We start from the raw sequence: 12669 nt of genomic DNA, 5'->3' as shown, positions 1-12669 counted from the left end.
AACCCCAACTACCTTCATATCAAGAACGCGCGCTGGAGCGAGCGCCGGAGCGTGCCATGGCTGGGCAGCGGCCATGGAGGCTGATGGTGAGAGAGCCTCGCAACATCGAGACCCTTGTGCTGCTGCAGCCGATCGCGGTCGACACCGGCAGCCCTGACCGCGAGGGCATGCTGGTGATGGCGAACGGGCTCCTGGTCGCGGTTCTGGTTCGTCTCGACACGCCCGAGCATGAGCGCCGGGGCAGCTGGTTCCTGGAGACGGGCCTCGGCCGTCTGCAAGGCGTGCGGGCGCCCGCCTTCGAGAGCCTGGAGGAGGCGACGCGCTGGCTGCGCAAGCTCCTGAAACCCTGAATGGGATGCCTGCGAACCGGATGCCTCGGGCGGCGCACCCGGGGACGCGCCGCGGAGCCGATCGCGGACAGGAATCCACGCACAATCCGGTTCCGGTCATGGGAGCGCGAGGGGCCAAGTCATGCCTCGGATCACGGTGGTCCCTCGGATCACCGTGGTCCCTCGGATCACCGTGGTCCCTCGGATCACGGTGAGGCCTTGGATCGCGGGCCTCCCGAAGAACGCCTCCGGCTCGTTCGGCACCCGCCCCCCCCCCGGTCCTCGCACAAGGCTCGTGGCCTCGGCTCTCCGCGCGGGCTCCCGGGGGATCGTCGCAGGTGAGACGTCAGGGCCGTCCATGAGCGCTGCGTCCCGCCCGCAGGCCTCGTGCGGATGGAGCGCAGTTCAGGGACAGGTCGGGCGTTCCTGTGCTCCGGGTGGGGTTGCCACCGTCGTCAAGCCCGCGGCGGCATCAGGGTAGGGTTTCGGCTGCGCGCCACCGCGCCGGCCGCACGACCGGCTGCGTGCGGCTTTGGCAGCGACGGCCCCGCGGCGAGCGCGTCGAAGTCGACCAGGCGGCACCACCGACCCATCGACCGTGCCGTGCCCGACGTGGATCCTGTCGCAGACCGCATGCGTGCGTCCCGTCAGCCATGTGCCCGACGCGGCAAGCATCGTCCTCCCCGTGCGACGCGAGCTTCACCGTTAACGCAACCGGGACGGCGGCCGTCGTATGCTCGACGCGCCGGCGCCGGCGGGACGGGCACGCGGAGGCCAGGGTCGCAGGGGGCTTCCACGTGCCGGGTGGAGCGACGATAACGTCGCCGTGCGCTGACGGGGCTCTCGGGGGGCGGGGGCTTACGGACCGAGGCTGGGGATGGACTGGTGCTCCTGACTGCTCGTCTCATCGCGCTGGTCGCACTGGCCCTCGCTCCCGCCCTCGTCATCCAGGGCTACAACGAGTACGCGCTTCGCTCCGCCCGCGAAGCCACCGTGCGGGCCGATGCGATCAGGCAGGCCCGGGCCGCAGCCGAGGACCTCGAGCAAATCGGCGACAGCGTCCGTCAGGCTCTCGGCTTCGTCTCCCAGGAGGAAGTGGTCCGGCAGAAGGACCGCCAGGGTTGCCGTGCCTACCTCGCCGAGGCAACCGCTCAGCTGCCCGGTGTGATCCTTCTCGCCGTCACCGAGCCGGACGGCAGCGTCGTCTGCAACAGCCTCGGCTCGGCCCCGGACAAGAGCGCGTATGGGGAGCGGGCCTACCTCTCGCGCACCATCACCAGCGGCGCCTTCGTCGTCGGCAACTTCGTCCAGGGCTTCGCGACGGGGAAGAACTCCATCCACTTCGCCCAGCCCCTGCGCGATCGGACCGGAGCGATCACGGGCGTGGTGCTGGCCTCGATCGATCTCGCCTGGCTCGCCGAGCGCCTGGCGCGCTCGGGCTTGGCGCCGGACACCGCCCTCAGCGTGATCGACAGCCAGGGCACCGTGCTGGCCCGCGTGCCCGACCATGCCGACTGGGTTGGACGGCAGATCGCGCCGGCGCGGCTCGCCACGATCGCCGAGAGCATCGACAAGGCCCGCGACACCATCGCGTGGGATGGACGCCAGCGCGTCGTCGGCGTCGTGCACCCGACCGGCGCGCTGGCGCCGCTCACCGTCTCGGTCGGACGCGACCGCGAGGCGGTGTTCGCCGACATCGACGCCGCGACCCGGCGCGGCGCGATCCTGATCCTGCTCGGCGGCGCGTTCGCCTTCATCGGGGCCGTCCTGGGTGGCCGGCTGTTCATCCGCCGTCCGATGCAGCGCCTCCTGGGCGCCGCCCATGCCTGGCGCATGGGCGCGCTCGGGACCCGCACCGGCCTGTCAGGCTCGTCCGAGTTCGGACGCCTCGGCGAGGCGTTCGACGCCATGGCGGCAGCCCTGCAGCGGCACGAGGGCGAGCTCAAGGCCGAGGTCGCCCACAGCAAAGCGCTGCAGGAGCAGCAGAGCACGATGCTGCATGAGCTCAACCACCGGGTGAAGAACACGCTGGCCATCGTGCAGTCGCTGGCGCGGCAGTCGCGCGGCGGCGAGGAGCAGGCGGAGAACCTGGAGGGGCGCATCCTCGCGCTGTCCAAGACCCACGACCTGCTCACCCGGGACGACTGGTCCGGAGCCTCGCTGCGCGAGATCCTGGAGAACGAGCTGGCGCCCTATCGCGTCGGCGCCGAGCATCTCACGTTGACCGGGCCCGCCGTCAACCTCCCGCCACGCTACGTCCTGGCGCTCGGGATGACGTTCCACGAGCTCACCACCAATGCGGCGAAGTACGGCGCGCTGTCGCGGGCAGAGGGCCGGGTGCACGTGGGCTGGTCGCTGGTCCGGGGCGAGAGCGGCACGCCCCATCTGCGGCTGGACTGGCAGGAGAGCGGCGGCCCGCCGGTCGGGCCTCCGAAACGGCGCGGCTTCGGGAGTCGCCTGATCTCGGGCGGGATCAACCGCGAGCTCGCCGGCGCGGTGCGCTTCGACTTCGAGCCGGGCGGCCTGCATTGCCGGATCGACGTACCGCTCGAGCCGGCGGGCCCCGTCGCGTAGCGCGGGCCACGAGGCGTCGATGCGGCTTCGCAAGGGAGGGCCCCGCGCGAGAGCAGCAACCGGTCACGCTGCAATCGGCCGCCGCTCCAGGTTTCTTGGGTCTGCCGCGTTTTTCTGCGGCGAACCGGTGTCCGCTTCGCCGCAGACAATGCTCTAGGCTGCGGCCGCGCTGCGCTGCTCCTGCATCGAGGCAAGAGGAGCCTCGAGCCGGCAGACGAGGCCGGCAGGCGCGTAGGTGAGCTTGACCTCGCCCCCGACCTCGGCCGCGAAGCTGCGCTCGATCAGCCGTGAGCCGAACCCCTTGCGCGCCGGCTGAGTGAGGATGGCCGGGCCTCCCTGCTCGGACCAGGTCAGGCAGAACCGGGGGGCCTCCGCCTCGTGCACCACGTGCCAGCGCAGGTCCACCACCCCGCTCTCGTTCGACAGCGCGCCGTACTTCGCCGCGTTGGTGGCGAGTTCGTGCAGCGCCAGCGCCAGCGAGAGGGCCGGCTTGGCGGCCAGCAGCACGTTGGGCCCACTCACCCGGATGCGGGCGGGACCCGCGTTCCGGTGCACGCTGAGCGCCCCCTCGACCACCTCGCCGATCGGGGCGGCGGTCCAGCTCGCCTGGGTCAGGATGTCGTGCGCCCGCCCCAGGGAGATGAGACGGGACGCGAACGCCTCGCGCATCGCGTTGACGTCCCCGGTGCCGCGCAGGGTCTGGCTGGCGATCGCCTGAACCAGGGTGAGGGTGTTCTTGACCCGGTGCTGCAACTCCCCGGTGAGCAGGCGCTGGTGCTCCTCGGCCCGCTTGCGCGCCGTGATGTCGAGCATGGCGCCGATCATGCGCGCCCCGCGCCCGCGTTCGTCCCGCAGCACGTAGCCGCGGTCGAGGATCTCGGCGAAGCTGCCGTCCGCACGCAGGAAGCGGTACTCGGCGTTCCAGTGCTCGCTCGCGCCGTCGATCACGGCGTAGATGCTGGACGTGACGCGCTCGCGGTCGTCCGGGTGGATGTGCGACTTCCACCAGGTGCCGCTCGGGCCGACCTCGTCGGCGGCGTAGCCGAACAGCGTCTGCACCGCCTCGTTCCAGCGCAGGTGGTCGGTGGCCAGGTTCCAGTCCCAGATCGCGTCGTTGGTGGCGCGCGCCGCCAGCCGGTAGCGCTCCTCGGTCTCGCGCACCTCCTGCTCGGCCTGCCGGCTCGCGGTGACATCGCGTACCGTGCCGACGAAGCGCACCGTGCGGCCGTGCTCGACGATGGCCTGCCCCTTGGCGGCGAGCCAGCGCTCGACCCCGTCCTCCAGGCCGACCGTGCGGTACTCGACGTCGTAGTGGCCCGAACCCACGGGGTCCAGCGCTGCCCGGACCGCCGCGTCCACGCGCACGCGGTCCTCCGGATGCAGGCCGGCCAGGAACGTCTCGTAGGTCACCGCCGCGTCCGGCGGCAGCCCGAACGCGGCGCGCACGCGCGCGTCCCAGCCGAGGTCGCCCGTGACCAGGTCGTAGTCGAAGATGCCGATGTTGGTGGCCTCGAGCGCCAGGCGCAGCTGACCCTGCGCCCGGCGCAGGCCCTCTTCCGCCTGGCGGCGGTCGTGGATGTCGCTGTCGCTGCCCAGCCAGCCGATCACCCGGCCGCCCTCGTCGCGCAGCGGCTCGGCCCGGATCAGGAACCAGCGGTAGGCGCCGTCGTGGCGACGCAGACGGGCCTCGGTGTCGTAGAGCTCGCCGCGCGCGCGCGCCTCCTCCCAGGCCCGCTGCAGGTCGGGCAGGTCATCCGGGTGGATGATTCCGGCCCAGCCAAGGGGCAGGGCCTGCTGCGGCGTCTGCCCCGTGTAGGCGTACCAGCGGTCGTTCAGGTAGCTCAGGCTGCCGTCCGGGTTGCCGAACCAGATGATCGTCGGCGCCAGTTCGGTGAGCGCCTCGAAGCGCTGCTCGGCGGCCTTGCGCTCGTGGATGTCGAGCGCGATGCCGATCCAGGTCTCGACCATGCCGGCCGCGTCGAACACCGGCTTGCCGCGTGCCAGGAACCAGCGGTACTGGCCGTCGCTGGCCCGGCGCAACGGGATCTCGACCTCGTAGGAGCCGACCGTCGCGACGGCATGCCTCCAGACCTCGAGCACCCGCTCACGGTGGTCGGGGTGGATCGCGCCGGCCCAGCCGTCGCCGCCAGTGTCGCCGGGCGTCAGCCCGGTGTAGTCGTACCAGACGGGATTGCAGTAGGTGATGTCGCCCCGTGCGTCACCGAACCAGACCACCTGCGGGCTGACCTCGACGAGGGAGCGGAAGCGCAGCTCGCTGGCACTGCGCTCCGCCGCGTCGAGGCGCTGCTGAGTGCGATCGCGCAGGATCTTGAGGAAGCCCAGCACCTCGCCGGTCTCGGACCTCAGGGGCATCATCTCGCCCTGGGCCCAGAACCGCTCACCGTCCCGGCGCAGGTGCCAGCGCTCGTCCGGCGCGCTGCCATGCTCGAGCGCGAGGCCCATCTCGATCTCGGGCCTTCGTCCCGCCCGGTCCTCGGGCGTGAAGACGACGTGGGTGAGCTCGCCCAGCATCTCGGCTTCGCTCCAGCCCAGGATGCGCTCGGCGCCCGCATTCCAGCGCGTGACGCGGCCCGTGCGATCCATGGCAACGATCGCGTAGTCGGTCGCGCTCTCCAGGATCCGCTCCTGCAACTCCCGCTCGGCGCTCTGCTCGCGCAAGGTGCGGCGCAGCTCGAGTTGCGTCATGGTCTGCCGCGCCAGGTGCTTCAGGCTGGCCTGCTGGCGCTCACTCAGCGCGCGGGGCTTGGTGTCGAGCACGCAGACGGTGCCGATCGGCTGCCCGTCCGGGGTCTTGAGCAGGGCCCCCGCGTAGAAGCGCAGGCCCGGCTCCCCCGTCACCAGCGGGTTGCCGGCGAAGCGCGGATCCTGGCCGGCATCGGGCACGTACAGGAAATCGTCCTGCAGCAGGGCCTGCCGGCAGAACGAGCTCTCGAGCGGGGTTTCGCGCACCCCGAGCCCGACCTCGGCCTTGAAGAACTGCCGCCCGGGGCCGATCAGGTTGACCACCGCGATCGGCGTGCCGCAGATCTCGGCCGCCAGCTCGGCGATGCCGTCGAACTCCTCCTCGCGCGGCGTGTCGAGCACCTGGTAGCGCTCCAGCGCCCGCAGACGGGCCTGCTCGGTGGGTGGCGGGCGAGACCGGCTCATCGCGACAGGCGGCCCGAGACCCGCGCTGCCGGTCCCGGCACGCCGGGATGCGCCCGCTCAGACCGCACGACGGACCTCCTCGAGGGGAGCCGCCGGGTGCAGCGACAGCAACGTGCCCGACGCGCCGTAGACGGCCCCGAGCACCGTCTCGAAATGCCGCTTGACGGCGCCGTGACACTCGCAGGCCTTCTCCTCCAGGGCGGTGCGGTCGCAGACGATGATACGGCCGCGGCGCACCTGCACCAGCCCCTGCTGCTGCAAGGTCTTGAGGGTGCGGGTCAGGTAGGAGCGCTGCACGCCCAGCAGGTCGGCCAGGAGCTCGTGCGTGACCGGCAGGACGCTCCCGCCGAGCCGATCCTGGAGGCCGAGGATCCAGCGGGCGCAGCGCTCCTCGATCGGGTGCAGGGCGTTGCAGGCCACCGACTGCAACACCTGCGCGAGCAGGCAGTCCGAGTAGCGGGTGAACAGGTTGCTCAGGGCAGGCGAGGCCTTCTTGGCCTCCTGCAGGCGCGCGGTCTCCAGGCGCAGCACCGGCCCGGCGATCTGGACCACGGCGCGGCTGAAGGCCGGCAGCGCGCCCTGGCTGACCACGCCGCCGATCGCCCCCTCGTGGCCGACGGTAGCCGCCTCGACCGTGCGGCCGTCCTGCATGGCGATCACCAGCGCCGCCACGCTCGGGCCGGACGGGAAGGAGATGCAGGAGACGTCCTCACCGGCCTCGAACAGCACGTCGCCCCGCCGGTACTCCCTCAGCTCCAGGTGCGGCACGAGGAGCGCCCGGTCCTTCGCGCGCAGGGCCTTGAGGAGGAGGTTGCCGCCGAAGTGGGGATCGGAGTCGGGGATCATGGTCCAGCGGCGATCGGATTGCGGGTCTACGACCCTCTCCTACCGCGGCGCTTGACCGGCTGTCAGTGCACAAGTGCACAAATGCCGAGATAATTACCGGCTTGCATGAACTTGCCGCAGGTTAACCCGTTTGCCTCCGGACCCGCTGCAACTCTCGGCGAGGTCACGCTTTTCGGCTCCGTGCAACGCTCCCTCCGGACACCTGCACTCCGATGCCGCGCTTCTTCATCGATTGTCAGGACGGCACCCTGTGGCTGAAGGACGAGGAAGGAGAGGAGTACGACACCCTGAAAGCCGCCCGGGACGCCGCCATCGCGGCGCTGCCGGATGTCGGCCGCGAGGCCCCGCCTCGGGACGATCGGCGCTGCTTCGCGGCGTACGTGCGGGACGAAGGGGGCAGGCGGCTCTGCACCGTCACGCTGGTCCTCAACGTCGCGTGCCGCCCCGAGGGGGGCTGATCGGCGTCCGTGCCGGCACGGCTCGCACGCCGCGGGTCACGCACCCTCAGGGGCTGCCGGACGCGCACTCGCGCGCGGAGGCCGGCCGCGGATTGCCGCAACAAACAGGGGTTCCGCGCGTTGACCTGTCAGCACGCCTTACTGCAGAGATTGGCTGAACGCGCATGAATCAGATCGATATTACCAAGCAAGAGAAGACGCATCTCGACATCCACGATCCGGATGAGCGGCAGGAGACGGCGCGACATCTCGGAGTGACGGAAGACGAACTGAGAGACACCGTGCGTATGTTCGGCTCGCGGATCGCCACGCTGCGTGCCCATCTGGCGAAGTAGAGCGCGGCCGAAGAACGCAGAGCAGCAAGGCCCGCCCGACGGCGTTCCTTGCTGCTCACGGGACCCTGCCGTTCAGCCCGCGTTGCGGAAGGCCTCGAGCAATTGCGAGGTGCGGTAGGGCTTGGCCACGAACTGGCCGGAATCCGGGACATCGTCATTCGACGGGCGAAGGCGGCCGGAGGTCAGCACGAGACGGATGTGGGGCCAGCGGCTCGCGACCTGGGTGGCGAGTTCGAAGCCGTCCATCGAGCCGGGCATGTCGACGTCGGTGAAGAGGACGGCGATGTCGGAACGACGCTCCAGCAGCAGCATGGCTTCGTCGGCGTCGGCGGCTTCGAGCGCCGTCCAGCCGGCGACCTCCAGCATCTCCACCGCCACCATGCGCACGATCTCCTCATCCTCGACGACGAGGACGAGCGGGGAGGGAGGGGGACATGCGGACGCCATGGCGGGTCAACGAATTAACCTGGATTAGGTTTCAGTCGGCATCGGCCCGGTGGCCGAGCCGGGCGACGATGATCACGGCGAACCGGACCCCCGCTTTCTGATCCGAGGACTCTGGTTTCGTGAGCCGTGCTCATGTGAAACGCTGCATCTGCCAGAAGCTGGCAGCCGCCCTCGCTCGGGGTCACCGGGTTGATCGCCAGACATGGCTTCCAGGATATCGACAGACACCATTCTGGCGGTCTGCGCGCGGCTGCGTCGTCAGCTCCGCCGCCGCGCGGCAGGATTCCAGCGTGAGGTCGAGACATGTGACCTGGCAGCCGACGCGCGCAGCGATCCACCGGGCGGGCCCGCCGATCCCGCCGCCGATGTCGAGGATGCGCTCGCCGGGCCGGGGCGCGAGGAGGGCGACCATCTCCTGGGTCGCCTTGAGGCCCCGGCCGTGGAAGTGGTCGAGCGAGGCCAGCGCCTCGGGCGTCACGGGGGCGCACTCGCCTTTCGCAGCCCTGGAGGCTGCCAGCACGCGGGCGGCGATGCCCTCGCTGGCATAGTGGCCCTGGACCCTGCCACCGGCTGCACCCATCGGTCGTGCCCCCTCTCGTCGCGCCTGGCCTTGCGCGCCTGACCTCATCGCTCCGTCGGATCGATGACAGGGTGCCCGGGCATCTCGACGGAAGAACGCGATCACACCGCTCCTTGTCGAATCCGCGGCCCCTCGTCCTGCACCCGGAAACGTCGGACAGAGAGGAGGCCGAGCTGGTTCCTGGGTCGGCGATCCGGGCCCGAACCGTGCCGAGCGATCACGGAGGCTCAGCATCGGAGCAGGGCGGAGGCCCCCTTCCGCCTCAATGCTTCGTATCGGTGGGTGCGAGCCGGACCCAGGTATCCAGAGCCCACCCGATACCCCGACCGGCGGCAGCGACGAAAACCAGTGAGGCAGCGACGTGGAGGAGCAGGGATTCGTTCGACACAGCGACACCCTCGCACAGGAGCAGGTAGACCGCAGTGAGCAGGTCGAGGGTTACCAAGTTCTTACAAGCCATCCGCTGGCTTCCCTGGGGCGGTCACTGCCGCCTGGCGTCGGGCGCGCCGTGGTTCACGACCGCGCCGCCGGAAACACCACCATTCTCACCTCATCCTGTCGCGACCACTCCGTCACATCCGCGCGCGCTCCTCGGCTCCCGGGCCCATGCACGGCCTTGGACGGCCGCTCCGATGCCGCGCCGATGCTCAGCCGGCCTGCGAGATCGCGGGCTTCGACGGCTCCGCGAGGCAGGCGGCGACAGCGGCGACGCGCGCGTCCTCAGTCCGGGGATGGGCCTTGTTCGCCGAACGTTGAGCGCGGGGCGAGTCTGCCATGTCTGGCAACCGATCCGATGCCCTTCCGGATCCGGGCGCTCGGCGTTGGAGGCCCGGGCGGATCCGGAGACAGCCGACGAGGTCAGGTCCTTCCCACCATGGGAGCGCTGGTCGAGGCCGCCGGCTCCCTTCAGAGCAACCACCGGTCGCAGGTCTCCTCAGGGGGGCCTGCGTCCTCTTCGTTTCGGGGGCCACGTTACGATGACCGCGATCAGCACGGCGACCAGCAGGACGGTGGCGATCAGGAGCGCGAGGATGGCGAATGCGGTCACGGGAACCCCCGATAGCGAGCGCCGGATCCTACCTCCGGCCCGGCGCTCGACCTAGCGCCTCCGCGCTGGCCACACGGCGCGCAGCAACGAGCCGGGCGCGCCGGGAACCCACCCGGGGAACCGAGCCAGCCCCGACCGGTTCTCCTCACGATCCTGCTGAACGTCAGGATCTTCATCACACACTTCAGACCCGCCCGGCTCCCAGCCGCGGTGGGCTTCTTCATGATCGGGCTCGGTCCACCGAAGGCCACGGCCGCGACCCTGGCAGCCAGGGCCAGGGCGACCGGCACGGCGAAGGTGATGAAGGCGATGGCCGGCACGGGAGTGCGGGACGGGACGCGGCTGGCTCCGGACTGGCCGCTTCCCGCTTCCGGGTCAGGTCGACGACGTCCGAGCTTCCGACCTGGCCGGCGCGGTGCCGCGTGGGCGGGGTCCCCCTCGATGAACCCGTCCGGTTCGACCCGTCAGGTAGGATCGCAGCCTGATCAACCATCTCGGGTACGAGCCGGTCGGCAAGCCTGCGGTTCGTATCATCGAGGCGCTGCATGGCCCACCAGCGCCGTTGCTCGCAGAGGCCGCGCCTTCAGACGCTGTCGAACATCGGCAGGGAACCGGACTTAGACCGACGCGCCGTGAAATTGTCGCGTCGGGTCGCGCCAGCATCGAAAGAAAAGGGCCGCCTTTGCGAGCGGCCCGAGTCCTGGGAGGGAGATCCGAGGAGGATCATTCTCCCAACGGGCCTCGCCTGCGGCTGTTCCATCACGAAATTCCACACAAAATGCACAGGCTCGCGTGTCATAATGCATGTAACGCACTGTCATTAATTTGGATCAACGCTTGTATAGATGCAGCTGGTGGCCGGGTTCTATCTGCAAAGCCGGTATTTTTGACGCGCAGAAAAACTCCTCGCGCGGAATCAGGACCCTGGTGGGTGGGGCGTGCTGGCCTGAGGCGGCGAAGTCGGCGTTACCCCCTGGAGCAGCGTTTCGCCACGATCTTGCGACACGCTCGTCCGGTTCTCGGCCGAGCCTGCCGCCCTCGGCATCTGGCCGCGCAGCACGAGCCAGTCAGAGGAGGCGCCCACGCGAGAGTCTCTCCGCATCACCGTGAGGCCGGACGGCCGCTGCACCCTGTTTCGCGGCCAAGAGCCGCTCATCGTCCAAGAGCCGCTCATCGTCGGCCTTGAGCGTGCAGTCGCGCTCAGATCGAGCGCGCCTGCAGCATCGGCGTGCACGGGAACGGCAAACGGCAGAACGCCCGGCGGAGGTTGGGACCCTGCCGGGCGCTGGACCTGACGATGGATTGAGCAGCTGGAAGCAGTACACGCCGAGCCACGACCGCAAGAGTGGCCGTCCATGGTTAAGGATCCGTGACACGCGAACGTCTGGCTGAGGATGAGACCTTGCCGGGCCGGCTGATCTGGGGATCCGGATGAAGTACGGGCCGAGCGCCCCTCGCGGGGGCGCGTCCGGCGTGCCCGCAGTCGAACTCGTGCGTTGATTGGACGAACGATCGCCCGGAGGGAGGGATGCCTGACACTGCGCAGCCGGATCTGGCGTCCATCGTCGAGATCATCGCCGAGGCCGAGAAGCGCGGGATGAATTGGCAGGAGGCCGTCATCTGCACCTTCCCGGGCATTGAGGATGCCGTGCTCTGGCAGGCCCGCGCCGAGTTCAAGCTCGGTGAGACGCTGACGCTGATCGAGGAAATCCGAGCAGGGCAGCCAGGGGAGCAATCGACGGATAGCCCGTCCGAGAGTTAAATCTTGGCGAGAGTGCTGCCGGACGGGGTCCGCGCACCAAACGACCTGACGCGCCCTCGCTATGTGCATCTCAGCGTGCCAGTCGCCGGGGCTACGGCATCTCGGCCGCATAGTCGGCGAGCCACATCGGGGTCAGGATCATCCCGCCTGCCGTTATGATCCAGGGGCTCAGGCTAGGCTCTCTGAGAACCTTCGCCGCAATGGTGAGAGCGGCCCTGAGGCTGTTGAAGCTGATCGGCTCGGTGGCTTTGACGCGCATGGGTGCCGAGCACCAGATCGTGAGATCGGCAGGTTCATCGAGATTGATGCCCTGCATGGCAATCCTCCCGCGGCAAGCTGGCCTATTATCTTGGCCATTGATCGCTGAGGTTGAACTAGAGCCTGCCGGGGGCCTCAAGTTCATTAACTTATGTTGCCGGAAGCGTTGATGACATCCGATCGATCGCCGACAGCAGAACGCCCGCCCGAGTGTGAGGACCCTGGCGGGCTGTCGAACAGCTACGCGATGCCACCGGCCTACGGCCACTCGCCAGGACGGTTCCAGCGTGGCAGCAATGCGCGACGGCTCGCTGGTAGCCCCGGCCGTCATCTGCCGAGATCGCTCGACGAGGCGTGCGCGGACGCGATGAGGCCCGGGAGACCTGCGGGATGGAGGACGTTGTTCGAGATGCAGGCGCCGACGATGCCGCCTGCCCGTTGAGGCAGGGCGTGGCCGGATGCTTCGATGTCGCCCCCTCCATACCCGGATATCGACCTGAGGCAGGGTGGGTTGCGGCGCTTCGATCGTCATCGAGCACTTCTTCGAGGCACGACCATATCTGGAAAAACAGTCAGTGGGCCTCTCTCAGGTATGAGAGCGCCTGATCCCACCCGTCGATGAACTCGGCGCCCGCGAACGCGAGCCCGATTGTCAAGATAAGAACGTTGCCAGTGATGATGGTGGCAGCCTGGATCGGCTGCCATCCTCGACGGCGAAGGCTGCGGTACATCGCGATCATCCAACCATCCGCCGTGGCTATTCCCGGTGCGGGATTTCCGGACCTGCCAGCCTGGATCTGGCTCTGAAGGGTCGACGAATCGCTACCGGGACGGCGCGGCCTCGGTGGTGATGAACCACGGCTT

General features: G+C 69.5%; 11 protein-coding genes. 5 read left to right on the top strand and 6 right to left on the bottom strand.

The window, feature by feature from the left end; genetic code table 11:
- The first annotated feature begins 83 nt into the window (after positions 1 to 83).
- Positions 84 to 350 carry a hypothetical protein gene (locus tag DT057_RS31070; protein ID WP_128565917.1) on the top strand — a complete coding sequence of 89 codons (267 nt, stop codon included), beginning with the start codon at positions 84 to 86 and terminating at the stop codon, positions 348 to 350.
- Between the two features lie 864 nt (positions 351 to 1214).
- Positions 1215 to 2903 (top strand): sensor histidine kinase, encoded by a 1689-nt coding sequence (locus DT057_RS31065; RefSeq protein ID WP_128565916.1) that lies wholly within the window; start codon positions 1215 to 1217, stop codon positions 2901 to 2903.
- Between the two features lie 153 nt (positions 2904 to 3056).
- On the opposite strand, the gene DT057_RS31060 is transcribed toward DT057_RS31065, so the two are convergent.
- On the bottom strand, positions 3057 to 6071 hold the full coding sequence (locus tag DT057_RS31060) for a PAS domain S-box protein (RefSeq protein ID WP_128565915.1): 3015 nt from the start codon (positions 6069 to 6071) through the stop codon (positions 3057 to 3059).
- A gap of 57 nt (positions 6072 to 6128) precedes the next feature.
- A complete protein-coding gene (locus DT057_RS31055) occupies positions 6129 to 6917 on the bottom strand; it encodes a Crp/Fnr family transcriptional regulator (RefSeq protein WP_128565914.1) in 789 nt (262 codons plus the stop codon).
- A gap of 212 nt (positions 6918 to 7129) precedes the next feature.
- On the opposite strand from DT057_RS31055, the gene DT057_RS31050 reads away from it, so the two are divergent.
- Both DT057_RS31050 and DT057_RS31045 read left to right on the top strand, forming a co-directional pair.
- Positions 7130 to 7375 carry a DUF6894 family protein gene (locus tag DT057_RS31050; protein ID WP_128565913.1) on the top strand — a complete coding sequence of 82 codons (246 nt, stop codon included), beginning with the start codon at positions 7130 to 7132 and terminating at the stop codon, positions 7373 to 7375.
- A 164-nt stretch (positions 7376 to 7539) separates the two neighbouring features.
- A complete protein-coding gene (locus tag DT057_RS31045) occupies positions 7540 to 7710 on the top strand; it encodes a DUF3606 domain-containing protein (RefSeq protein ID WP_128565912.1) in 171 nt (56 codons plus the stop codon).
- Between the two features lie 72 nt (positions 7711 to 7782).
- Here DT057_RS31045 and DT057_RS31040 read toward each other — a convergent pair whose 3' ends face one another.
- Together DT057_RS31040 and DT057_RS31035 are read right to left on the bottom strand one after the other, a co-directional pair.
- Positions 7783 to 8157, bottom strand: coding sequence for a response regulator (locus DT057_RS31040; protein WP_128565911.1), 375 nt, complete (start codon positions 8155 to 8157; stop codon positions 7783 to 7785).
- A 181-nt stretch (positions 8158 to 8338) separates the two neighbouring features.
- On the bottom strand, positions 8339 to 8737 hold the full coding sequence (locus DT057_RS31035) for a class I SAM-dependent methyltransferase (RefSeq protein WP_128565910.1): 399 nt from the start codon (positions 8735 to 8737) through the stop codon (positions 8339 to 8341).
- A 2576-nt stretch (positions 8738 to 11313) separates the two neighbouring features.
- Between DT057_RS31035 and DT057_RS31025 the strand changes: the two genes are divergently transcribed.
- Entirely contained in the window at positions 11314 to 11547 is a 234-nt protein-coding gene (locus DT057_RS31025; RefSeq protein WP_128565908.1) for a hypothetical protein, read from the top strand.
- A gap of 91 nt (positions 11548 to 11638) precedes the next feature.
- Here the strand turns inward: DT057_RS31025 and DT057_RS31020 are convergent, their stop codons facing one another.
- Complete coding sequence (locus DT057_RS31020; RefSeq protein ID WP_128565907.1) at positions 11639 to 11863, bottom strand: hypothetical protein; 225 nt, start codon at positions 11861 to 11863, stop codon at positions 11639 to 11641.
- Positions 11864 to 12377: 514 nt separating this feature from the next.
- On the bottom strand, positions 12378 to 12545 hold the full coding sequence (locus DT057_RS35725; protein WP_162501561.1) for a hypothetical protein: 168 nt from the start codon (positions 12543 to 12545) through the stop codon (positions 12378 to 12380).
- Between the last annotated feature and the right edge of the window lie 124 nt (positions 12546 to 12669).

Source organism: Methylobacterium crusticola (assembly GCF_003574465.1).
In the GTDB taxonomy this organism is placed as follows: Bacteria; Pseudomonadota; Alphaproteobacteria; order Rhizobiales; family Beijerinckiaceae; genus Methylobacterium; species Methylobacterium crusticola.
This window is presented reverse-complemented; position numbering and strand designations above follow the sequence as displayed.